Source organism: Litorilinea aerophila, assembly GCF_006569185.2.
In the GTDB taxonomy this organism is placed as follows: Bacteria; Chloroflexota; Anaerolineae; order Caldilineales; family Caldilineaceae; genus Litorilinea; species Litorilinea aerophila.
The window spans coordinates 154,235-176,464 of the sequence record NZ_VIGC02000006.1; the positions used below are offsets into that span (position 1 = coordinate 154,235).

A 22,230-nucleotide genomic window follows, 5' to 3' on the forward strand; every position below is an offset into this window, starting at 1 on the left:
TTCCCTTGAGACCGTCATGCGCGAACTAACTCCTGCCCTCGCCCGTGAAAAGCCCGGTGCCTCCGTGGTGATGCAGCCAGAGCAACCAGGCCTGGTAACCCGCTGGCAGCGAAGCGTGATGCGTTTTGTGCGCTCATCGCCCATCGGGACGGTGGCTGTCCTCATCTGGCTGGCGCTCATCCTGGTGGCCATCTTTGCGCCGGTGCTGGCTCCCTACGACCCGCTGGAAGCCGATTACGGCGCCGTACGCCAGGGGCCGACCGCGGCCCACTGGTTGGGCACTGACCACCTGGGTCGGGATGTGCTGAGCCGCATCATCTACGGCTCCCGCATCACCCTGATCGTCAGTCTCTCCTCGGTGCTGTTGGGGGATCTGCTGGGTTTCATCTGGGGGATCGCCAGCGGCTATCTGGGCGGCCGTTTCGACATGCTCAGCCAGCGCCTGGTGGATATCCTCATGTCCTTCCCCGCCCTGATCCTGGCGCTGCTGCTCCTGGTGGTGTTGGGGGCTGGCCTGACGACGGTCATTGTGGCCATCGCCGTCACCCGGATCCCCTCGTCCACCCGCATCACCCGTTCGGTGGTCCTGTCGATCAAGGAGACCGCCTACGTGGAGGCTGCCCGCATGATCGGCGCATCCCAGCTTCGCATCATGCGGCTACACATCGCCCCCCAGTGTGTAGCCCCCATCCTGGTGGTGGCGACCCTTCACCTGGGCGCGGCCATCTTTGCCGAATCCGCCCTCAGCTTCCTGGGCATGGGCATTCCCCCGCCCGCGCCCAGTTGGGGCAACATGCTGGGCGGCGTGCTGGCGGCTGCCTTCAAGCCGCCCTGGTGGCTGGTGGTCTTCCCGGGGGTGGCCATCACCATCGCCATCATGGCGGCGAACCTGATGGGCGATGCCCTGCGGGACTTCCTGGACCCCAAACTGAAGAAGCGACTGGAATAGTCAGAATGACCATGAAAGGCCATTGCCATGGGATTTGATGTCTTCGACTATCGGACCGTGGATCGGAACGTGCTGGTCACGCCGGAGATCCGGGCGCGGCTCTATCACATGAAGCCCGGCCAGGTGGACCGGCGCCACAGCCACGACCTGGGCCACGAGGTCTTCCTGATCCTGGAAGGGGAGGCCGAGTTTACCATCAACGGCGAGACCCGGGTGCTGGGGCCCGGCCAGATGTGTGTGGCCCTGGCCGACGAGATCCACCAGGTGCGCAACACGCTGCCCGACCGGGAGACGGTGATGTACCTATCGGTGACGCCCCACATCCAGCCCACCCACACCGGCCGCAACGACGACGATTCGCCCCAGCCGCCCCGTTTTGTGCCCAACGCCAACTACCACGCGGAAACGGACCCGAACGTGCCCGTGGACCTCCTTCTCCAGCGCCATCTGGAGGCAGCCCAGGTGGCGGCTGAAGCGGCCCAGGCGAACCTGGAGCGGCACCGGGCCATGGCCCATGCCCTGCGCCAGGCCCGGGGGGCCAACGACCTGGAAGCAGCGGCCACGGCGCGCAACGCCATGTGGGAGACGCTGTATACCCTGTTCAAAGCCATGTACGCCCTGGGCAGTACCTGGAATGAACTGGCGCCCCGCATGACAGAACCCCGGGCTGATGTTTCTCCAGGCGCTTGATGTCCACAGATTTAACGCAGCGTAGAAGAGTGTTTCAATGAGCCGAAAAAAGATTGCCCTGATTCACACCGCCACCATGCTGGCGCCAGCCCTCACGAAACTATGCCGGGAAGCGTTGCCCGATGCTGAGATCTTTAACATTGTGGATGAAAGCCTCATCGCCAACACCATCGCCGCCCAAAAGCTCACCCCCACCACCTACCGGCGGGTGGCCGGCTACATCGCCTCCGCCGAGGAGGCCGGCGCCGACGCGATCCTGGTCACCTGCTCCTCCATCGGCCCGGCCGTGGAAGCCGCGCGGCCCCTGGTCAACGTGCCCGTGTTGCGCATCGACGAGCCCATGGCAGACCAGGCGGTGCGCCTGGGGCGACGTATCGGGGTCATCGCCACCCTGTCCACCACCCTGGAACCCACCACCGAGCTGGTGCGGGCCCGGGCTGCCGCCCAGGGCAAGGAGGTGGAGATCGTGCAACACCTCTGCACAGGGGCCTTCGAGGCGGTGATCGCCGGCGACACCGCCACCCACGACCGGCTGGTCCGGGAGGGGCTCCAGGCCCTGATGGACGCCCAGGTCGATGTGATCGTCCTGGCCCAGGCCTCCATGGCTCGGGTAGTGGAAACATTGCCGTCATCCGCGCGCACCGTTCCCATCCTCTCCAGCCCGGAACCCGGCATCGCGGCCCTGAAGGAGGTCGTCCAGGCGCTGTGACGCGTGGAGCGTAGTAAATCCCGGCAGAAATTCGCCGATGGTGTCCACCAGACTGCAGTAGTGCGTGAACCAATTTGACACCTACCACGCACTACGTTTCCCGTGTTTCCCGTCACCAGGGCACGCAACCGGGAACCCGGCTGAAAACCCATCTACCCACCCGACTTCCATAGCGGAGGAACCCATGTCCCCAGTCAAAATCGGCGTGGTCGGCTGCGGCGCCATTGCCCAGGTCCACCACCTGCCCAACCTCTCTGACCTGCCGGACCTCTTCCAGGTGACCGCGGTCTGCGATGTGTCGCCCGGCGCCGCAGCCTACGTGGCCCGCAAATTTCATGTGCCCCACCACTTCACCGACTACCGGGACCTGCTGGCCGCGGATGTGGACGCGGTCCTCCTCTGCCAGAGCGACCCCAAGACGGAGGTGGCCGTGGCCGCGTTGGAGGCGGGCAAGCATCTCTTCATCGAAAAGCCCATGTGCTTCTCCCTGGAGGAGGCCGACGCCATCATCGATGCCCGGCGGCGCGCCGGCACCGTCGGACAGGTGGGCTACATGAAGGTCTACGATCCGGCGTACGAGTACGCCCGCCGGGAAGTGGCCGGCATGGCCAACATTCGGTTTGTCCAGGTGAATCATCTGCATCCCCGTAACGAACTCCACCTGCGTCAGTTTGACATCCGCCGCTTTAACGACGTCCCGGCTGGGGTGATGGAAGCGACCCAGGCAGCCCGGCGGGCGGCCCGGCAGCAGGCCATCGGTGAAGTGTCGCCGGCGGTGGAACGAGCCTTTCACCTGATGGCCGGCAGCATGATCCACGACCTGTACGGCATGCGGGTCATGCTGGGGCTCCCGGCCGAGATCATCAGCAGCGAGATCTGGCTGGATGGCCGGGCCGTCAGCGCGACCCTGGCCTACCCCAACGGCGCCCGCTGCGTGGCCAGCTGGGTGGACCTGCCCGATCTGTGGGACTTCAAGGAAACCCTGGAGGTCTATGGCGACGACAAGCGGGTTATTGTCTCGTATCCCACCGGCTTTGCCCGGGGCATCCTCTCTGCCGTGACCGTTCAGGGCATCGACGAGGAGGGGATCACCTTCCGGCGGGAGCCGGCCCTGGACTGGGAAAGCGCTTTCGTGCGGGAGCTGCGCCACTTCCACCAGTGCATCACCCAGGGGATACCATGCCGCACCCCTGTCGAGTCGGCCCGGGATGACATCCGCTTGATCATCCAGCTGGTGGAAGCGTACAAAGCCCGCCACCAGGCCACGTGAACTTGCTGCCAGGGCCGCCGGAATTGGCCTGAGTAGGATGCCGGAGAAGCGTTTGCCACCCCGGCAAACGGGGTGATACAGGCGGATTCTGGTATACTCGGATCCAGAATCCGCCTGCCATCCGGTATCACGCCTATGCCCGCAGAACCCACAACGGTGGAAAAGCTCCGTGGCCTGCCCTGGAGCGTCGCCACCAATGCCACCAACACCGTCTTTGTCCAGTTCACCTTTTTCGGTTCGGCCTTTGTTCTGTTCCTGGACCAGCTCCACCTGAGCAAGGCGGACATCGGTTTCATCCTTTCCCTGATTCCCTTTTCCAACCTGGTCGCCCTGGGCGTGGCCCCGGCGGTGGCGCGCTTTGGCTTCAAGCGCACTTTCCTCTGGTTCTATGGCGCGCGCAAAGCGGTCACGGCCCTGTTGCTGCTGACGCCCTGGGTGGTAGCCCACTGGGGAAGCCAGCTGGCCTTCTGGTTCGTGGCCAGTGTGGTGGCCCTCTTTGCCATCTTTCGCACGGTGGAGGAGACCGCCTACTACCCCTGGAACCAGGAATTTGTCCCCAATTTCGTCCGGGGCAAGTACGCCGCCACCAGCAACATCTTCACGGCGCTGGTCGGCGTTGCCTCGGTGGCGGTGGCGGGCCTGGTGATCGAGCGCTCCCAGGGGCTGAACGGCTTCATGCTCCTGATTGCCGTGGGGGTTCTCTTCGGCTTTGCCTCCGTGTGGGCATCGGCCCACATCCCCGGGGGGGCGCCCCTCCAGGGGCCGGAGCTGGAGGCCAGCCGGAAGCGGCACCTGCTCCACGCCCTGCACGACGGGAACTTTGTTCGCTACTTGCTGGGGCTGGGGGTGATGACGTTGGGCATCACGCCATTGACCTCCTTTTTGCCCCTCTTCATGGAAGAGAAGGTGGGGCTGAGCTCAGGCAGCGTCATCCTCCTGCAGTTGGGCACCCTGGTCGGCACTCTGGCATCCAGTTATCTATGGGGCTGGGCAGCCGACCGCTATGGAAGTCGGCCCGTCATGTTGACCGGGGCCGGGATGATTGTCCTGCTGCCCCTCTTTTGGTGGGCCATGCCCCGTCACGAGAGTTGGAGCCTCTACGTGGCCCTGCTGATCGCCTTCTTCCAGGGGGTGGCCAACCTGGGCTGGGGCATCGGCGCCGGGCGTCTCCTCTTCGTGGGGATTGTGCCGACGGACAAGAAGAACGACTACCTGGCCCTCTACTTTGCCTGGGCAGGGCTGGTGGCCGGCGCCAGCCAATGGATTGGGGGGCAAATTCTGGATGGCTCCCGGGATCTCTCTGGCCGGATCTGGCTGCTGGATGTGGATGCCTATACGCCGCTGTTTGTCCTGGCGCTGGGGCTTCCGCTGGTCAGTGTGGTGCTTCTGCGCCAGGTGCGGGGGGACAGCCCGGTGAGCATGGGCGAGTTCGCGGGGATCTTCCTGCGGGGCAATCCCTTTCTGGCCATGGGTTCCCTCATCCGCTTTTACCGGGCCCAGGAAGAGCACGACGCGGTGCGGGTGACCGCTCGCCTGGGCGACGCCCACAGCCCGCTGACGGTGGACGAATTGTTGGAAGCCCTGGCCGATCCCCGCTTCAACGTGCGTTTTGAGGCCATCCTGGCCATCGCCCGGATGCCGCCCAACCCACGCCTGACCCAGGCCTTGGTGGACGTGCTCAACGGCAAGTCGCCAGCCTTGAGCGTGATTGCGGCCTGGGCCCTGGGCCGGATCGGCGACCGGGGCGCGCTGGATGCCCTGCGGGCCAGCCTGAATGCCGGTTACCGCTCCATCCAGGCCCACAGCGCCCGCTCCCTGGGGACCCTGGGCGATCAGGCCATGGTGCCAGAGCTGCTGGCGCGGCTGGCACAGGAATCGGATGAGGGGCTGCGGGTCGCCTACGCCTCGGCCCTGGGCAAGCTGGGGGCCCGGGGGGCCACCCGTCCCCTCCTGACGCTACTTCGGGACTGCCGGGACGAAGCCACCCGCATGGAGCTGGCCCTGGCGGTCGCCCGGCTGGTGGGCCAGGAGGGGCGTTTCATTCGGCTGTGGCGTCAGGCACGGGGTCAACCGGGTACGGCCCTGTCCCAGGCCGTGTCTGCAGTGGCCAGGGAGTGGCGTCGACACCTGGGGCAAGAGGAACCCCGCCTGGCCGAGCTGGCGACCTGCGCCGAGCTCTTTGCCCGGGAAGAATTGCTGGCAGCCGCCCAGGCGCTCAGCCAGCTCCTCCTCCAGGCGCCAGCCACCCTCTACGACGAGGAGATCCTGGATGTTCTGCATGAATGTGGCCTGCGGCTGCGCCTGTGTGGAGTTCGCCGTTTGGAGTACCTGCTGCTGGCTGTGCACACGTTGCGCTGGGGCTGGCGCTGAGGGTGACAGGGGGATTAGGTGATTGGATGATTCGGTGATTGGGGCAAGGGAGGAGGGGTATCACCTGGTTATCCGAACCACCCAATCCCCCAATCCCCTAATCCCTACACCCCGGCATACCAGCGCTGTGCGTTGCGTCGATAGACCTTCTCCAGCACCTCGGGCGGCAGGTGAAGCCCCTCGGTTTCGTAGCCCCGCACGGTGACCGGGCCGCTTTTTTCCAGGTAGGCGAAGTGCATCTCGTAGGTCTCCCGGATGCGTGCCAGGGCTTCTGCCTTCTCGGCCGGCGCCATTTGGGAGATGGGCGTGCCCATCACCATGTCGGTGCCGAAGAGGATGCGGTCCTGGTAGTCGATGAAGAACTGGCGCACCTTGGACGAGTCCTGCCGGGCCAGGTCGGCCAGCCGGGCGGAAATGTCCACGGCGAAGTTGGGATAGGCATCCAGCCGCTTGGCCACCTCGTCCACATCATGTTCCAGGCTGCCCAGATGGGCGCCGATAATGCGCAGATTCAGGTTTTTCTCCACCACCCGGTCCCGGGCCGCGATCAGGTCGGCGTGGGAGGGGACGTCGCTTTTGCCGTACATGTGCCACTGGGGGTTGCGGCTGTAGTAGCCGTAATGGGGGTTGTTTTCGTCCAGCGGCTGCCAGCAGGCCAGCGGTTCGGCGATGTGGAGGAGCAGGGCCCGGCCTCGGGCGGCGATATGTTTGAAGATGGGAGCAAAGATGGGATCGTCGATCATGACGTAGTCCCCGGCCGGATTTTTGACCTCCATGCCGATGTTTTTCCAGATTTTGCACGCCACGGCCTTGTTCTCGAAGTCCCGATCCAGCCCCAGGATGGCAAAGTTGGCATAGTCCGGGTCATCAAAGCGGGGCAGATCGATACTGGTGCACCAGCTGAAGCGCTGGGGGTAGCGCTGGGCCAGGTCCCGATAGCGATCGGCCTGTTCCCGCCACCGGCTGTCGTGGCTTTGGACCAGGGTGATATTGAGCAATTTGATGTCCAGCTCCTCCAGCAGTCGGAGGAAATCCGGATCGTCGTCTCCATAGTGGATATGGGCATCGATAATCGTCACGGTTCGCTTCCTTTCCTGTGAGATCCTCGGGATTTGGTGTCATCCTATCATCTTCAATAGTGGAGCTCCACCTCATCCAGGGGTTTGGGCACCAGGATGTCGTCTCGCCAGCGTTTGCGGAAGGATGGCCGCACCAGGGCTTCGGGCGACTGGAGGGTAAGACCGCCGTCGGCCGTGAGCACAATGCCCGTCACGAACGAGGCCAGGTCCGAGGCCAGGAAGAGGGCCACGTTGGCGATCTCGTCGGGTCGGCCGTAGCGGCCCAGGGGGTAGCAGTCCCGGGAAAGGTAGTCCTCCAACGGGTCCTGGGCGATGCGGGCCGACTCCCGTTCGCCCACAATCTGGCCCGGGGCGATGGCATTGCAGCGGATGCCGTCCCGGCCGTAGTCCAGGGCGATGCTGCGGGTCAGGGCGTTGAGGCCGCCCTTGGCCGCGCCGTACAGGCCAAAGTGGGGGTTGGTGATGGTGGCGTTGACGGTGGAGATGAAGACGATGGCGCCGCCGCCCACCTTGACCATCTCGGGGATGCAATGCTTGGCGCCCAGCCAGGGGCCGGTCAGGGTGACGGCCAGGCCATGGTTCCACTCCTCCTGGGTGAACTCAACGGCCCGTCGCAGGTAGGAGTGGCTGGCGTTGTGGACCAGGATGTCGATGCGGCCGAAGTGGTCCAGCGCCGCCTGGACCATGGCCTCCCAGGCGCTGGCATCCTGGACGTCGCCCATGACTGTGACGGCCTGTCCGCCTGCCTCGCGGATGCGCTGGGCGGTCTCCTCGAGCTTTTCCGCCCGTTGTCGGGTGTTGATGACCACTTTGGCCCCTTCCTGGGCGAAGCGGTAGGCGGTGGCGGCCCCGATGCCTCCCCAGGCGGCGCCGGCGACAATGGCTACTTTGTCCTGTAGCAGCATGGAATGATCCTTTCTGGGTGAATGGTAGGGAGTAGTCCGGAGTCCGGAGTCCGAAGTCCTGAGTCCAGACCCCGGACTGCGGACTCCGGACTTTCTTCAAAATGCCACATAGCCGCCACAGACCGGGATGCACTGGCCGGTGACGTAGTCGGAGAGGTCGGTGACCAGGAATTCCACCACTTTGGCACAGTCCTCCGGCGTACCCAGCCGGCGCAGCGGGATCTGGGGCTCCAACCGGGCCCGGCTTTCTTCGCTGTTGCGGCCTCCGGCAATGGCCCGGGAGGAGAGGATCCATCCCGGCGCGATACAGTTCACGCAGATGCCAAAAGGTCCCAATTCAGCTGCCAGAACTCGAGTATACTGAATCACGCCTGCTTTGGCTACTTTGTAGGACATGTGGCCGCCATCTCGGCCGCTCCACAGGCCTGCCTGGGAGGCCACGTTGACGATCTTGCCGGAGCGGGCCTCCTTCATGGGGCGGCTGGCCGCCTGGCAGCAGTAGATGGTGCCGGTGAGGTTGATGTCCATGATGTAACGGTGATAATCGGGCGGCGTGTCCGAGGCCGAGTGGTGGGGCTGGGGGCGCAGGGCGCCGCCCGCATTGTTCACCAGAATGTCCAGCCGGCCGAAGGTTCCCAGGACTTCTTCCATCATGGCTTCCACTGCATCCGGATCGGTGACATCGGCCTGGATGCCCAGGGCACGCCGTCCCAGGGCCTCCACTTCCTCCATGACGGTGGCGGCGGTCAGGGGCTCGTCGTATTCAGCCGCCGCGTTGAGGTCGATGTCGTTGATGACCACGTCGGCGCCCAGGCGGGCCAAATGCAGGACGTAGGCCCGGCCCAGCCCCCGGGCGCCCCCGGTGACCAGCGCGACTTTGCCTTGCAGTTTCATCGGGCGACTCCTGTTGGGTGCAAATGGGTTGGGATCTGCAGGGTGGGCTTGACGGTTTCGCCTTTATGATACAATTTTTCGTTTCCAGGGAAAAGGTGCCGCCGGCTGGACGAATGAGGATTGGTCGCGCCCGGCGCCCGTGCTATAATGGCCCTCACACGCACAGATGTGCGACAGGCCGATGGCAGGCCGGGGGTCCGGCCCGCCATCGCGCCCACACCTCATGTGACAGCACTCTGTAACAACACCGTGTCCAGCCATGGAAAGGTCCAGCGTCTGCCATGTCCAGCCAGTCCCAGACCACCCGCTTCAGCAACCGAGACGTGGCCGACATCCTGTCGGAAGTAGCCGACATTCTCCAGATCCTGGATGCCAACCGCTTTCGCATCATCGCCTTTCAGAACGCGGCCGAAGCCATCCGCACCTACGGCCAGGACATCAACGCCGTCCACGCGGCGGGGAAGCTCCAGGAGATCCCCGGCGTGGGCAAAGGCATTGCCGGCGCCATCGCCGAGCTGCTGGAACAGGGCCGCGTGGCCGAGTTCGAGGAGCTCAAGGCCCAGGTCCCGCCGGGCGTGGTGGAGATGATCCATGTGCCGGACGTGGGCCCCAAGACGGCCCGTCGCCTCTGGCAGGAGCTGGGCATCACCAGCGTGGAGGAGCTGCGCCAGGCGGCCGAAGCCGGCCGAATCCGGGAGCTCAAAGGCTTTGGCGCCAAAAGTGAGCAGAAGATCCTCAAGGGGATCGAACTCTGGAGCCAGCGCGGCGGGGAAAGCCGGACGCCCCTGGGCGAGGCCCGTCCCCTGGCCCTGGCCCTGGTGGAGGGCCTGCACACCGCCGCCTCTGGCGCCATCCAGCAGATCCAGGTGGCCGGCAGCCTGCGCCGCTGGCGGGAGACCATCGGCGACCTGGACATCCTCTGCGTGAGCAACGACCCCTCCACCGTCATGGAAGCCTTCCGCAGCCTGCCCCAGGTGAGCGACGTGGTGGGCAGCGGCGAGACCAAGACCAGCGTAATTCTCACCACCGGCCTGCGGGCAGACCTGCGGGTGGTGGAGGCCCGCCACTGGGGCGCTGCCCTCCAATACTTCACCGGCAGCAAGGAACACAACGTGGCCCTGCGGGAGCTGGCCCTCCGCCAGGGCTGGAGCCTCAACGAGTATGGCCTCACCGCCACCGGCAGCGGCCAGGAGCCGGAGGGTACCCAGCGCTTCTTCGACACCGAAGAGGCCCTCTACGACTTTCTGGGCCTGGAGTGGATCCCGCCGGAGTTGCGGGAGAACCGGGGTGAAATCCAGGCCGCCCGCCGCCACGAGCTGCCGCCCCTCATCACCCTGGCAGACATCCAGGGGGAGCTCCATGGCCACACCACCTGGAGCGACGGCACGGCCAGTATCGCCGAGATGGCGGAAGCAGCCCGCCGCCGCGGCTACCGCTACTGGAATGTGAGCGATCACAGCGTCGGCCTGGGCATGGTCAGCGGGCTGGATGCCGCCCGGCTGGCGGAGCAGGCCCGGGAGATCGAGCAACTCAACCGTCAGTGGGAAGCGGAGGGCGTGGACTTTCGCCTGCTGCGGGGCATCGAGGTGGAGATCCTGGCCGACGGCAGCCTGGCCCTGCCCGATGAGGTGCTGGCCGGGTTGGATGTGGTGGTGGCCAGCATCCATAGCGGCCTGCGCCAGGACCGGGAGACCATCACCGAGCGCTGCCTGCGGGCCGTGCGCAATCCCCACGTGGACATCCTGGGCCACCCCACCGGCCGCCTGCTGGGCTCCCGTCTGCCCTCCGCCCTGGATGTGGAGCGGGTCTTGCAGGCGTGCGCCGAGACGGGCACCGTGGTTGAGATCAACGCCCACCCCAGTCGGCTGGACCTGAACGACGCCTACGCCCGCCGGGCCATGGAGTTGGGCTGCAAGCTGGCCATCAACAGCGATGCCCACGCACCCGGGGGCATGGAGATCCTGGAGTATGGCATCGGCGTCGCCCGCCGGGCCTGGCTGCGGGCCGAAGATGTGGTCAACACCCGGCCGCTGCCGGAGATGTTGGCCCTGCTCAAGGGCTGAGCCCCAGGAGGGAACATGGTCAGGTCGTCCGGCAAGGCAGAACCCGTGAAACCGGCCCAGAGCCCCAGCGGCCGATCTTCAGGCGGGCCCACCTGGCCCATCGTTGTCTTGGTGTTGCTCTTTGTCGTCGTGGCCCTGGTGGTGGGCGTGCGGACCCTGGGGCCGGGTGAAACCGGAGGGACGCCCGAGGTGCAGCTCACGCCTGTGGTGGGCGGCATGGCCATCACCACGCCCGGGCCATCGCCCACTCCCACGCCGTCGCCCACCCCAGCCCTGGCGCCGGAACGGCCGGCCCTGGCCGCGGAAGGGGGCCTGCGCCTGTACGCCGATGCCTCCTTCGAGGCAGTGCTGCTGGACCGGTATCCCGCCGGTGCTCGCTTCACCGTCCTGGAGCCTAGTGGCGATTACGATGATTTTCCCGTGGCCCGGGAGGGCAGCCTGTGGGTCCGGGTCCGGGCGGCCGATGGGCTGGTGGGCTGGACGACCGTGGACCGCCTGGTGCCCGTCACAGACGGCCCGTAGGTCCGGTCTCCTGGTCGCTTCATGTACCCAGGTCACGCATCCTTGCGTGACCTACGAAAATTACCCGTAGGTCCGGGCTCCTGGCCGGACAATGGATTCAATCGAATTGACGCTGCCGAGTTGAGGTTCCATGAGCGAGACAACCGAAACGACAACGTCCTCTGCCCCATCGACCGCCGACCCCGCCCTGGTGGAGCGGCTGGAAAAGCTGCGCCAGGCCATCCGCTATCACCAGTACCGCTACTACGTCCTGGATGATCCGGTCATCAGTGACGAGGAGTTCGACGCGCTTTTCCGGGAGCTCCAGGCGCTGGAGGAGGCCCACCCCGAGCTGCGCACCGAGGACAGCCCCACCGTGCGGGTGGGCGGCGTGGTTTCCGACCGCTTCGAGCGCACCCGACATCCGGTGCCCATGCTGAGCCTGGCCAATGCCTTCACGACGGAGGATCTCTACGCCTGGCGGGAGCGGATCAAGCGCTTCCTGCCCCCGGAGCAACATGCCCAGCTCAGCTATGTGGCAGAGCCCAAGTTCGACGGCCTGACGGTGGTGCTCCACTACCAGGATGGGCGCTTCGTCCTGGGCGCGACCCGGGGCGACGGCGAGTACGGCGAGGACATCACCCCCAACCTGCGTACCGTCCGCTCCCTCCCCCTCCAGATCCCGGTGGATCCCCAGGCCCAGGTGACCGCGCCGGCCCGCCTGGTGGTGCGGGGCGAGGCCTACGTGGACAAGGCCGACTTTGAGGAGTTCAACCGACGCCAGGAAGCGGAAGGCGGCCGGACCTTCGCCAACCCCCGCAACTTTGCCGCCGGCAGCCTGCGCCAGCTGGATAGCTCCATCACCGCGTCCCGGCCCATCAAGCTGTGGGTCTACCAGATTGTCGTCCTGGAAGGGGTGGACGACCCGCCGGCCACCCACAGCGGGAGCCTGGCCTACCTGGCCGCGCTGGGCCTGCCCGTCTGGCCGGATTACCGTTGCTTCGACGATGGGGCCTTCGACGAGCTGGTGGCCTACGTCACCGACTTCGGCGAGCAGCGTCACCAGCTCCCCTTCGAAGTGGACGGCGTGGTGATCAAGGTGGATTCCCTGGCCCTGCAGCAGGAGTTGGGCTTCACCGGCAAGGACCCCCGTTGGGCCATCGCCTACAAATTTGCCGGCCAGGAAGCGGTCACCACCCTGCTGGACATCGTGGTCAACGTGGGGCGGACAGGCGCCATCACCCCCAACGCAGTGCTGGAGCCGGTCCAGATTGGCGGCGTCACCGTCCGGGCGGCCACCCTCCACAACGAGGACTACATCCGCGAGCTGGACATCCGCATCGGCGACAAGGTGGTGGTCAAGCGGGCCGGCGACGTCATCCCCAAGGTCATCCGCCCCCTGGTGGAGCTGCGGGATGGCAGCGAGCGTCCCTGGGTGATGCCCAAGACCTGCCCCGCCTGTGGCCAACCCCTGGTCCGGCCCGAAGGGGAAGCCGCCACCTACTGCGTCAACAACGCCTGCCCGGCCCAACTGGTGCGCAAAGTGGAGCACTTCGTCTCTCGGGAGGCCATGGACATCGCCGGTTTCGGCTACAAGCAGGCGGAGCTCTTCGTCTCCAAGGGTTTCATCAAGGACCTGGCGGATATCTACTACCTGCCCTGGGACGAAATTCTAAAGCTGGAAGGCTACAAGGAGAAGCGGGTGGAGAACCTGCGGGCCGGCATCGAGGCCAGCAAAAATCGCCCGGTCCACCGCCTGCTGACCGGCCTGGGCATCCGCTTCGTGGGGTCGGTGGTGGCGGAGCTGATCATGGACCACTACCGGAGCCTCTACCAGCTGATGGAAGCGTCCCAGGAAGAGCTGGCCGCCATCGACGGCATCGGCCCCAAGATCGCCGAAAGCATCGTCGAGTACTTCTCCCTGGAGCCCAACCGGGCCCTGATCCGCAAGTTTGCCGCGGCCGGGGTTCGGGTGGAAGAGGAAGCGCCCCCAGAGCCCGCCGCCCCGGAATCCTTGCCCCTGGCCGGCCTCACCTTCGTGGTGACGGGCACCCTGCCCACCTTCTCCCGAGACGAGGTGAAGCGCTACATCGAAGCCCACGGCGGCAAGGTCACTTCCAGCGTCAGCAGCAAGACCAGCTATCTGGTGGTGGGCGAGAACCCGGGTAGCAAGCTGGTCAAAGCCCAGGAGCTGGGCATTCCTACCCTTTCCGAAGCCGAACTGCGCGCCCTGGCGGGCGAATGAATGCCGCCGGCGCCCAAGCCACCATCCAGGAGACCCATGTACCTATACGACGCACCCCTGGCTCCAGCCCTCAAAGCTCTCCAGGAAGGCCAGCACAGCCTCTCCCTCTACGTGGAGCGCATGTGTCGCCGCCTGGAGCAGATCAACCCCGTCATCCAGGCCTTCCTGCCCGAGGAAGGCCGACTGGCCCGCCTGCGCCAGGATGTGAGCAGCCTGCGGGACCGCTTCCCAGATCCCCACGCCCGGCCGCCCCTGTACGGTGCGCTGGTAGGGGTCAAGGACATCATCCACGTGGACGGCTTCGTGACCCGGGCCGGCAGCCAACTGCCGCCGGAGCTCTTTGCCGGCCCCGAAGCCACCTGTGTGCGCCAGCTGCGGGAGGCGGGCGCGCTCATCATGGGCAAGACGGTCACCACCGAGTTCGCCTATTTTGAGCCGGGGCCCACCCGCAACCCCCACAATCTGGACCACACCCCGGGCGGCTCCAGCAGCGGTTCTGCCGCGGCCGTGGCTGCGGGCCTCTGCACCCTGGCCCTGGGCACCCAGACCATCGGTTCCGTCATCCGACCTGCCGCCTACTGTGGCGTGGTGGGCTTCAAGCCCTCCCTGGGGCGCATCGCCACCGAGGGCATCATCTACTTTTCCCGTACGGTGGACCACGTGGGCCTCTTCACCCAGGATGTGGCGGGGATGGCCCTGGCCGCGGCGGTTCTCTGCGAAGGCTGGCAGCCTGTGCAGCCCGAGGCGCTGCCCGTCCTGGGGGTGCCCGACGGCCCCTACCTGGCCCAGGCGGAGCCCGCGGCCCTGGAAGCCTTCGAGGAGCAGTTGTTGTGGCTTCAGGTGGGGGGCTACGAGGTACGACGGGTGGCCGCCCTGGATGACATCCAGGAGCTGAATCGGCTGCATCGGCGCCTGATCTTTGCCGAGTTTGCCCAGGAACATGCCCCTTTCTGGGAGCAGTACGTGGACCTCTACCGGCCCCAGACCCTGGAGGCCATCCGCACCGGGCTCACCGTGGGACCGGACGAACTGGCCGCGGCCTGGGCCCACTGCCTCGAGCTGCGACAGGAGCTGGCAAACCTCATGGCCCAGGCAGGCATTGACCTTTGGGCCTGCCCTGCAGCCACCGGCCCCGCGCCGGCCGGCCTCCACGCCACCGGCGACCCCAACATGAACCTCCCCTGGACCCACGCGGGCATGCCTGCGGTGACCGTGCCGGCCGGCCGCACCGAAACAGGACTTCCCCTGGGCCTGCAACTGGTGGCTCCCTTCGGCGACGACGAGCGGCTGCTGGCCTGGGCCGGCCCCATCGCCCAACGGCTGGCCATCATGGACGGATGAGTACTGATGGCTCTGCCGCCAAAAGGTCCAATTAGGACGCTGACCCACGCAGATGAACGCTGATTCGGTGATTCTCTTCTGCGTTTCTTTGCGCCTTTGCGCCCTTGCGTTTAAAAATACCCTTTTTGCAGAAGAGTCACTGATCGTCTTGTGAAATGGCATGCATGATTTCGCAGGTCCGGTATGGAAACCGGACCTGCGATGGCTCTTGATCCGGCAATCCGTAAGGTTGGCCTCCCTCGGGCTCTTTGTTATAATAATCACAAACCCCCGCCCGGCAGCTTTTATCCAGGAGAAACTGCCGGTTTGCTTCCTGTCCTGGCGGCGAACCCCGGGGGCCTCCGCCCCGGATTTTTCATAGCGGATCGATGCAGGCTGCTTTCCAGCCATCCAGCACCCCTTCTTCAACAGCGCAAAAAGGAGGCAATATGCGCAGATTCTCCCTGATCCTGACCCTTGTCACCCTGGTCGGCCTGCTCGTCACGGCCTGTGTGGCGCCGGCGCCAACCGGCGCGCCCGCGGCCGAAGCGCCGGCGGCGGCCGGTGAGGAAGCGCCCGCAGCCGAGGCGGCTCCTGCCGGGGAACCCCAGGAACTGGTGGTCTCCACCTGGGGCTTCAACCAGGACCTCATCGACAAGAACCTGACCCGTCCGTTTGAAGAGAAGTACAACGTCAAGATCGTCTACGAGACGGGCAACAACTCGGAGCGGCTGACCAAGCTCATCGCCCGCAAGGACAACCCCAACGTGGACGTGGTCCACTTTGCCGGCTCCTTCACCGTGCGGGCCCTGGAGGAGGGCGTCCTCCAGCCCATCGATCCCAGCCTGCTCACCCACTACGACGAGCTCTACGACTGGGCCAAGGATCCCATCGGCCAGAACGCGGGCGTCGGCTACGCCATCAGCAGCTACCTGCTCATCTATCGCACCGACAAGATCGCCGAGCCCATCACTTCCTGGGCCGATCTGCTGCGGGAAGACGTCAAGGGCTACGTCACCGTGCCGGATCTGGCCACCACCAACGGGCCGGCCACCATCGTCATGCTGGCCAAGGCCTTTGGCGGCGACATCGACAACACTGAGCCGGCCTGGGAGCGCCTGCCCCAACTGGCCGACCAGATCGTCACCACCTACCAGCGCAGCTCGGAGCTGGTCTCCCTCTTCCAGCAGGAGGAAGTCTGGCTGGCGCCCTACTCCAGCTTTGCCATCGGCAACCTGCTGGAGACGGGCCTGCCCCTCCAGCGGGTGATCCCGGTGGAGGGCATCCCGGGCACGCCCAGCGTGGTGAGCATTGTGGCCGGCAGCCAGAAGGTCGACCTGGCCCATAAGTACATCGACTTCCTCATCTCCAACGAGGTGCAGACGGCCATGGCCCTGGACCTGGTGGATTCGCCCACCAACATGACGGTGGAGGTGCCCGAAGATGTGGCCGGGCTGCTCACCTACGGGGATGAGATGATCAACAGCCTGATTTTCCTGGACCAGGCCAAACTGAATGCCTACCAGGAGGAATGGCTGGAGCGCTGGAACGAGATCATGCTGAAGTAGCAGGAGGAGGGGGGATCCACAGAGCTTGGAGATGAAATCTGTGGATCCCCCGCAGCCGTTATGCGTCAACTGAATCAAACCCGTACCATCCTCATCCTGGTCTCGCCGGCGTTGCTCTTTCTGAGCATCTTTTTTTTGTTGCCCATCCTGGTGACCCTGGCCGGCGGCTTTCAAAACGAGGCCGGCGTTTTCTCCCTGGCCGGTTACCTGGCCTTTTTCCAGGATCGCAACGCCCAGATCATCTACTGGCGCACCTTGCGCCTGGGCGTGATCGTCACGGTGTTGGCCGCGCTCCTGGGCTATCCGGCCTCCTATCTCATCGCGCAGATGCCGCCCCGGCGCCGTTCCCTGCTCATGTCCCTGGTCATTCTCCCCCTCATGACCAATCCGGTGGCCCGTACCTACGCCTGGCTCATCATCCTGGGGCGTTTTGGCCTGATCAACCAGGTGCTGCTGGCCCTGGGCCTGACCGAAGAACCCCGCCGGCTGCTCTTCAATGAGACGGCCATCGTGGTGGGGCTGCTGCAACTCTTCCTGCCCCTGATGATCCTGCCCCTGGTGAGCGCCCTGGAAAACATCCCCCACGAAGTGGTGGAGGCGGCCCGTAGCCTGGGCGCGGGGGAGCTCACCACCTTCTTCCGGGTCATCGTCCCCCTCTCCGCGGACGGCCTGGTGATGGGAGGGACCCTGGTCTTCACCGGTGCCATCACCGCCTACGTCACCCCGGCCATTTTGGGCGGGAATCGGGTGCTGGTCTTGGCCACCCTGCTGCGCCAGCGGGCGCTGGTGGCCATCGACTGGGAGGGTGCGACGGTGGTGGCCGGCGTCATGCTGGTGACCACGTTGTTGGTGAATCTTTTCCTGCGACTTTTCCGACCCAAGATGGTATAGGATGATGCGAACATCCCGCTGGCTCTACGTCAGCCTGATTACCGTTTACCTTTTTCTATTGGGCCCGTTCCTGATCATCTTCATCGCCGCCTTTGGCGCGGAGGCCACCCTGGCCTTCCCCCCACGGGGCGGCTTCTCCCTCCACTGGTTCAGCAACGTCTTCCAGACTTCCCAGTTCGTGGACAGCTTCTGGATCAGCCTGGGGGTGGGCCTGCTGGCCACGGCCATCGCCCTGCTGCTGGGCGTGCCCGTGGCCTACGTGGTGGTCCACTTCCGCTTTCCGGGGGAAGGGCTCCTGGAGACCCTCTTCTCCTCGCCCATCCTGGTGCCGGGACTGGTGGTGGGCTTCGCCATGTTGCGCTTCTTCGTGCTGTTGGGCAACTTCGACGTCTTCACCGGCCTGCTCATCGGCCACACCGCGGTGCTCTTCCCGTACAGCGTGCGGGTGGTTTCGGCCAGCCTGCGCAACCTGGATCCGGCCATCGAAGAGGCGGCCATCAGCCTGGGCGCGGGGCGCCTGCGCAGCTTCTTCCTGGTGGTGTTGCCCAACATCCAGGCCGGCATCGCCGCGGCCTTCATCCTGGCCTTCATCACTTCTTTCAACAACGTACCCATCTCCCTCTTCCTGACCGGCCCGGGCGTCACCACCCTGCCCATTTCCATGCTGGTCTACATGGAGTACTACTTCGACCCCACCGTCGCCGCCCTCTCCACCCTGCTCATCGTCTTTTCGGTGATCCTGGTGCAGGGGACGGAGCGGCTCCTGGGGCTGTCGCAATACGTGTAACTGTCAGGTACCTGTGAGCGTTATGGCCTATCTTCAACTGATCGACCTACAAGTCGCATATGACCGCAACGTGCCGGTCTTGGATGGCTTCCACCTGAGCGTGGAGCGGGGCGAGCTGGTCTCCCTCCTGGGGCCCAGCGGCTGTGGCAAGACCACCACCCTGCGCACCGTCGCCGGCTTCATCGAACCCAGCCGGGGCCAGGTCCTGGTGGACGGCCAGGACTACACCCGCCTGCCGCCCAACAGGCGGGACATCGGCCTGGTCTTCCAGAGCTATGCCCTCTTTCCCCACCTGAGCGTCTTCCAAAATGTGGCCTTTGGCCTGCGCATGCGGGGACTGCGGGGGCCGGAAGTGGAGCGTCGGGTGCGGGAGGCGCTGGCCCTGGTGGACCTGGCCGGCTATGAAAACCGGCGTCCGGCCCAGCTCTCCGGTGGGCAGCGCCAGCGGGTAGCCGTGGCCCGGGCCATCGTCATCGAGCCCAAGCTGCTGCTCATGGATGAACCCCTGAGCAACCTGGACGCCAAGCTGCGCACCAGCATGCGCACCGAGCTGCGCCGGCTGCAGCAGCGATTGGGCATCACCATGCTCTACGTCACCCACGACCAGGTGGAAGCCCTCTCCCTTTCCGACCGCGTTGTGGTCATGAACCGGGGCCAGATCGAGCAGATCGGCACGCCCGAGGAGATCTTTCACCAGCCCGCCACCCCCTTCGTGGCCGATTTCATGGGCTTCGACAACTGCTTCCCCGCCACGGTGGCGGAGGTCCAGGGCGAGACCATCACCCTCCAGGCGGATGGCCACCGGCTGGCGGTGACCCGCCGTCGCTCTACCGCAGCGGTGCGCCCTGGGGAGCCGGTCTCCGTCTACTTCCGGCCCGAGGGTGGATACCTCTGCACCGAGCCGGCAGCCAACAGCATCCCGGTCCGGATCCTCCTTTCCACCTTCCGGGGCAGCAGCGTGGAGTATGTGGTGGAGAGCGGGCTGGGCGAGTTCATGGTGCACATGGACGAGGAGCAGCCCCGTTTCGAGGCTGGCCCGGCCCACCTGCAACTGGCGCCCCGCAACCTGGTGGTGATGCCCCGGGCCGACGACCTGCTGCAGCCTTCCTCGGGAGCCGAAGGGACCAGGCAGGAATTAACCGGGAAAGAAGCGAACAAGAAAGCAGCGAACAAGAATGCAGTGAGCAAGGAGGTGCTGCCGTGAGCCTGATCCAGGCCGCGCTGGGCCGCATCCCCGTGGATTTGCTCCTGACCAACGTCCGGCTGGCCAACGTCATCACCGGCGAGATCTACCCGGCCGACATCGCCATCTACCAGGGCAAGATTGCCGCGGTGGAGCCACCCCATAGCCAACCTCTGCGCCCCGCTGTCCAGGTGCTGGACGGCCAGGGGATGCTGGCGGTGCCCGGCCTCATCGACGCGCACCTGCACATCGAGAGCACCCTGGTGACGCCGGCCCACTTTGCCGCCGGGGTCCTGCCCCGGGGCACCACCACCGTGGCCGAGGATCCCCACGAGGTGGCCAACGTCCTGGGCGCGGAGGGCATCCGCGCCATGCTGGCCGCCTCGGCGGACCTGCCCCTCAAGGTGGAGTACCTGATCAGCTCCAGCGTGCCCTCGGCCGTGGGGCTGGAGACTTCCGGCGGCGAGATCGGCCCCGCGGAAGTGGAGGCCCTCCGCGCCCTGCCCCATGTCATCGGCCTGGCCGAGGTGATGGACGGTGCGGCGCTTCTTGCCGAGGACCCCCGCCTGCTGGGCATCCTGGCGGCCATGGGCGGCGGCAACGGCCTGCGTGGCCCCGACAGCCCTGGCGTCATCGAGGGCCATAACCCCATGCTGCGGGGTCGCGCCCTGGCCGCCTTCGTGGCCGCGGGCGTGGATTCGGACCACACCCTGGCCACGCCCGAAGACCTGGTGGAGAAAGCCCGCCAGGGGGTGACCCTCATGCTGCAGGAGCGCTACCTCTCGGCCGAGGCCATCGCCGCGCTGATGTCCCTGCCCATGGACTGCGGTGTCTGCCTGGTGACCGACGACGTGGCGCCGGACTATTTGCTCCAATACGGCCACCTGGACCGGGTGTTGCGCCGGGCCATCGAACTGGGCATGGCGCCCATGCACGCGCTGCGGGCGGCCACCTGGAACCCCGCCCGGCGTCTGCGCCTGTGGGATCGGGGCGCCATCACTCCCGGCCGCGCGGCCGATCTCGTCCTGACCCCCAGCCTGGAAAGCTTCGAAGCGCATCGTGTCTTTGTGAACGGCCAGCTGGTAGCCGAAGAGGGGCGCTGCCTCTGGCAGCCGCCGACCCAAGATCCCCTGCTGGCCTATACCCACACCGTGCACCTGCCTGCCCAGCAGCCCCAGGATTTCGAGATCGCTGCGCCGGTGGCGGAGGGAGAAGTCCGGGTGCGGGTCATGGAGTGCGTCCCTGGGACGACCCTGGTGCGGGCCGGGGAGGCGGTGCTCCCGGTGCATGGCGGGCGGCTCCAGCTGCCGCCGGATGGCGACCTGGCCTATCTGGCGGTGGTGGAACGTCATGGCCGCCACGGCGGCCGGGCCTTTGGCATCGTGCGGGGGCTGGGCCTGAGCCGGGGGGCGGTGGCCACCACCTATGCCCATGACAGCCACAACCTGGCCGTCATGGGGTGCAGCCCGGTGGAGATGGCAGCCGCGGCCAACGCGGTCATCGAGACCCAGGGCGGCATTGCGGTGGTGGCCGGTGAGCGGTTGCTGGCCCGCATGCCCCTGCCCATCGCGGGGATCCTCTCGGCCGCGCCGGTGGAGCAGGCCGCGCGGGAGGTGGCGGCCGTGGGACAGGCCTTACGCAGCCTGGGCCTGGATCACCCCTACTGGCTCATGCGCATCTCCACCTTCACATTGCCCGTCAGCTCTGGCCTGCGTATCACCGACCTGGGCCTGGTGGATGCCCGGGAACGTCGTCTGGTCGATCTCTTCCTGTAACCTTCCCCTGGCAGATGGAGGCACCCATGTCCCAGCCCATTCCGGTCATCCTGGACGTGGATACTGGCTTCGATGATGCACTGGCCCTGTTGCTGGCCCTGCGCGCCCCCCAGCTGGAAGTCCTGGGCATCACCTGTGTGGTGGGCAACCAGCGCCTGCCCCAGGTGGTGACCAACACCCTGAAGATCCTGGACGTGGCCGAGGCGCCGGAAATCCCGGTGGCAGCCGGCATGACCTTGCCCCTGCTGGAGCCGTTGCGGATGCCCATGCTCCTCCACGGCCGGGATGGCATGGCGGATCTGGGTCTGCCGCCGTCGTCCCGTCGTCCCGTGGAGGTTCATGCGGTGGAATTCCTGCGCCAGGCCCTGGCCGCGGCCAGCCGGCCGGTCACCCTCATTGCGCTGGCGCCGCTGACCAACATCGCCGTCTTCCTGCGCATGTACCCGGAGCTCCACAGCCGCGTCGGCCAGCTCATGATCATGGGCGGGACCTATGCGGCGGCGGGCAACACCACGCCCCTGGCCGAGTTCAACATCCGCCACGACCCGGAGGCCGCGGCCGTGGTGTTGGCCAGCGGCCTGCCCATCCGCCTTTACACCCTGGACGTCTTCCGGCGGGTGGCCATCCGCCGGAAGGAAATCGAGCAGTTCATCGCCCAGCCGGATCCTGTGGCGCAGGTAGCCGGCCGCATCCTGCGCCACAGCTGCGACTACTTCCGCAGCGACCGGGCCCTCATCGGCGACGCGGGCGCAGTGGCCGCGGTCATTGAGCCCGAGGGGGTCCAGGGGGAGCAGCTGCCCATCACCGTGGAGCTGGGCGGCACCATCAGCCGGGGCCAGACGGCGGTGGACCGGCGGCCGCCGGAGAGTCGGGCGCGGCTGCGCGAATGGTGCGAGCCGGCCCCGGCCGAAGTGGACGTGATCCACACTGTGGACGCCGCGCGCTACCGGGCGCTCTTCGGGCAGCTGGTGGGCGGGGTGGAGTTAGAAAGCGTGAATCGTAAAATGTAATGCGTAAGTTTGTCGCGTTAG

The 22,230-nt window shown here is 66.1% G+C and carries 18 protein-coding genes; 15 read left to right on the plus strand and 3 right to left on the minus strand.

Annotation, left to right across the window (positions count from 1 at the left end; all coding sequences use genetic code 11):
• Window positions 1-16 precede the first annotated feature (16 nt).
• The 5 genes from FKZ61_RS06085 to FKZ61_RS06105 all read left to right on the plus strand — a co-directional run bounded on the left by FKZ61_RS06085 (window position 17) and on the right by FKZ61_RS06105 (window position 5,988).
• A complete protein-coding gene (locus FKZ61_RS06085) occupies window positions 17-949 on the plus strand; it encodes an ABC transporter permease (RefSeq protein ID WP_141609186.1) in 933 nt (310 codons plus the stop codon).
• 27 nt (window positions 950-976) lie between these two features.
• The gene (locus FKZ61_RS06090) at window positions 977-1,639 is read left to right on the plus strand and encodes a cupin domain-containing protein (RefSeq protein ID WP_141609187.1); all 663 of its coding nucleotides are present in this window, start codon (window positions 977-979) and stop codon (window positions 1,637-1,639) included.
• Window positions 1,640-1,676: 37 nt separating this feature from the next.
• Window positions 1,677-2,348: an aspartate/glutamate racemase family protein gene (locus FKZ61_RS06095; protein WP_141609188.1), complete on the plus strand. Its 672-nt coding sequence runs from the start codon at window positions 1,677-1,679 to the stop codon at window positions 2,346-2,348.
• A gap of 184 nt (window positions 2,349-2,532) precedes the next feature.
• Window positions 2,533-3,618 (plus strand): Gfo/Idh/MocA family oxidoreductase, encoded by a 1,086-nt coding sequence (locus tag FKZ61_RS06100; protein ID WP_141609189.1) that lies wholly within the window; start codon window positions 2,533-2,535, stop codon window positions 3,616-3,618.
• Window positions 3,619-3,753: 135 nt separating this feature from the next.
• A complete protein-coding gene (locus tag FKZ61_RS06105) occupies window positions 3,754-5,988 on the plus strand; it encodes an MFS transporter (protein ID WP_141609190.1) in 2,235 nt (744 codons plus the stop codon).
• Between the two features lie 104 nt (window positions 5,989-6,092).
• Here the strand turns inward: FKZ61_RS06105 and FKZ61_RS06110 are convergent, their stop codons facing one another.
• From FKZ61_RS06110 to FKZ61_RS06120, 3 genes are all read right to left on the minus strand, one after another.
• Window positions 6,093-7,067 (minus strand): amidohydrolase family protein, encoded by a 975-nt coding sequence (locus FKZ61_RS06110; protein ID WP_170199339.1) that lies wholly within the window; start codon window positions 7,065-7,067, stop codon window positions 6,093-6,095.
• Window positions 7,068-7,120: 53 nt separating this feature from the next.
• Window positions 7,121-7,972 (minus strand): SDR family NAD(P)-dependent oxidoreductase, encoded by an 852-nt coding sequence (locus FKZ61_RS06115; protein WP_141609192.1) that lies wholly within the window; start codon window positions 7,970-7,972, stop codon window positions 7,121-7,123.
• A gap of 96 nt (window positions 7,973-8,068) precedes the next feature.
• Complete coding sequence (locus FKZ61_RS06120) at window positions 8,069-8,866, minus strand: SDR family NAD(P)-dependent oxidoreductase (RefSeq protein ID WP_141609193.1); 798 nt, start codon at window positions 8,864-8,866, stop codon at window positions 8,069-8,071.
• A gap of 281 nt (window positions 8,867-9,147) precedes the next feature.
• Here FKZ61_RS06120 and polX point away from each other — a divergent pair, with 281 nt between their 5' ends.
• The 10 genes from polX (at window position 9,148) to FKZ61_RS06170 (ending at window position 22,209) form a co-directional block, all read left to right on the plus strand.
• Window positions 9,148-10,929, plus strand: coding sequence for a DNA polymerase/3'-5' exonuclease PolX (polX, locus tag FKZ61_RS06125; protein WP_141609194.1), 1,782 nt, complete (start codon window positions 9,148-9,150; stop codon window positions 10,927-10,929).
• Window positions 10,930-10,944: 15 nt separating this feature from the next.
• Entirely contained in the window at window positions 10,945-11,451 is a 507-nt protein-coding gene (locus FKZ61_RS06130) for an SH3 domain-containing protein (RefSeq protein ID WP_141609195.1), read from the plus strand.
• A 130-nt stretch (window positions 11,452-11,581) separates the two neighbouring features.
• Complete coding sequence (ligA, locus tag FKZ61_RS06135) at window positions 11,582-13,675, plus strand: NAD-dependent DNA ligase LigA (RefSeq protein ID WP_141609196.1); 2,094 nt, start codon at window positions 11,582-11,584, stop codon at window positions 13,673-13,675.
• A 36-nt stretch (window positions 13,676-13,711) separates the two neighbouring features.
• Window positions 13,712-15,016 carry an amidase gene (locus FKZ61_RS06140; protein ID WP_141609197.1) on the plus strand — a complete coding sequence of 435 codons (1,305 nt, stop codon included), beginning with the start codon at window positions 13,712-13,714 and terminating at the stop codon, window positions 15,014-15,016.
• A gap of 428 nt (window positions 15,017-15,444) precedes the next feature.
• Window positions 15,445-16,563, plus strand: a complete 1,119-nt coding sequence (locus FKZ61_RS06145) for an ABC transporter substrate-binding protein (RefSeq protein ID WP_170199341.1) — start codon at window positions 15,445-15,447, stop codon at window positions 16,561-16,563.
• Between the two features lie 60 nt (window positions 16,564-16,623).
• A complete protein-coding gene (locus FKZ61_RS06150) occupies window positions 16,624-17,454 on the plus strand; it encodes an ABC transporter permease (RefSeq protein WP_141609200.1) in 831 nt (276 codons plus the stop codon).
• Between the two features lies 1 nt (window position 17,455).
• Window positions 17,456-18,241 carry an ABC transporter permease gene (locus FKZ61_RS06155; RefSeq protein ID WP_211358436.1) on the plus strand — a complete coding sequence of 262 codons (786 nt, stop codon included), beginning with the start codon at window positions 17,456-17,458 and terminating at the stop codon, window positions 18,239-18,241.
• Window positions 18,242-18,263: 22 nt separating this feature from the next.
• Complete coding sequence (locus tag FKZ61_RS06160) at window positions 18,264-19,445, plus strand: ABC transporter ATP-binding protein (RefSeq protein ID WP_141609201.1); 1,182 nt, start codon at window positions 18,264-18,266, stop codon at window positions 19,443-19,445.
• A complete protein-coding gene (locus FKZ61_RS06165) occupies window positions 19,442-21,199 on the plus strand; it encodes an adenine deaminase (protein WP_141609202.1) in 1,758 nt (585 codons plus the stop codon). The genes FKZ61_RS06160 and FKZ61_RS06165 overlap by 4 nt, the downstream gene beginning before the upstream one ends.
• A 26-nt stretch (window positions 21,200-21,225) precedes the next feature.
• Window positions 21,226-22,209, plus strand: coding sequence for a nucleoside hydrolase (locus tag FKZ61_RS06170; protein ID WP_170199343.1), 984 nt, complete (start codon window positions 21,226-21,228; stop codon window positions 22,207-22,209).
• Window positions 22,210-22,230 lie beyond the last annotated feature (21 nt).

Coding starts and splice junctions, on each gene's coding strand:
- FKZ61_RS06155 (WP_211358436.1), top strand. CDS start 17,456: ATGATGCGAACATCCCGCTGGCTCTACGTCAGCCTGATTACCGTTTAC.
- FKZ61_RS06095 (WP_141609188.1), top strand. CDS start 1,677: ATGAGCCGAAAAAAGATTGCCCTGATTCACACCGCCACCATGCTGGCG.
- FKZ61_RS06130 (WP_141609195.1), top strand. CDS start 10,945: ATGGTCAGGTCGTCCGGCAAGGCAGAACCCGTGAAACCGGCCCAGAGC.
- FKZ61_RS06140 (WP_141609197.1), top strand. CDS start 13,712: ATGTACCTATACGACGCACCCCTGGCTCCAGCCCTCAAAGCTCTCCAG.
- FKZ61_RS06145 (WP_170199341.1), top strand. CDS start 15,445: ATGCGCAGATTCTCCCTGATCCTGACCCTTGTCACCCTGGTCGGCCTG.
- FKZ61_RS06085 (WP_141609186.1), top strand. CDS start 17: ATGCGCGAACTAACTCCTGCCCTCGCCCGTGAAAAGCCCGGTGCCTCC.
- FKZ61_RS06160 (WP_141609201.1), top strand. CDS start 18,264: ATGGCCTATCTTCAACTGATCGACCTACAAGTCGCATATGACCGCAAC.
- FKZ61_RS06150 (WP_141609200.1), top strand. CDS start 16,624: ATGCGTCAACTGAATCAAACCCGTACCATCCTCATCCTGGTCTCGCCG.
- FKZ61_RS06120 (WP_141609193.1), bottom strand. CDS start 8,866: ATGAAACTGCAAGGCAAAGTCGCGCTGGTCACCGGGGGCGCCCGGGGG.
- FKZ61_RS06105 (WP_141609190.1), top strand. CDS start 3,754: ATGCCCGCAGAACCCACAACGGTGGAAAAGCTCCGTGGCCTGCCCTGG.
- FKZ61_RS06100 (WP_141609189.1), top strand. CDS start 2,533: ATGTCCCCAGTCAAAATCGGCGTGGTCGGCTGCGGCGCCATTGCCCAG.
- polX (WP_141609194.1), top strand. CDS start 9,148: ATGTCCAGCCAGTCCCAGACCACCCGCTTCAGCAACCGAGACGTGGCC.
- FKZ61_RS06090 (WP_141609187.1), top strand. CDS start 977: ATGGGATTTGATGTCTTCGACTATCGGACCGTGGATCGGAACGTGCTG.
- FKZ61_RS06115 (WP_141609192.1), bottom strand. CDS start 7,972: ATGCTGCTACAGGACAAAGTAGCCATTGTCGCCGGCGCCGCCTGGGGA.
- FKZ61_RS06170 (WP_170199343.1), top strand. CDS start 21,226: ATGTCCCAGCCCATTCCGGTCATCCTGGACGTGGATACTGGCTTCGAT.
- ligA (WP_141609196.1), top strand. CDS start 11,582: ATGAGCGAGACAACCGAAACGACAACGTCCTCTGCCCCATCGACCGCC.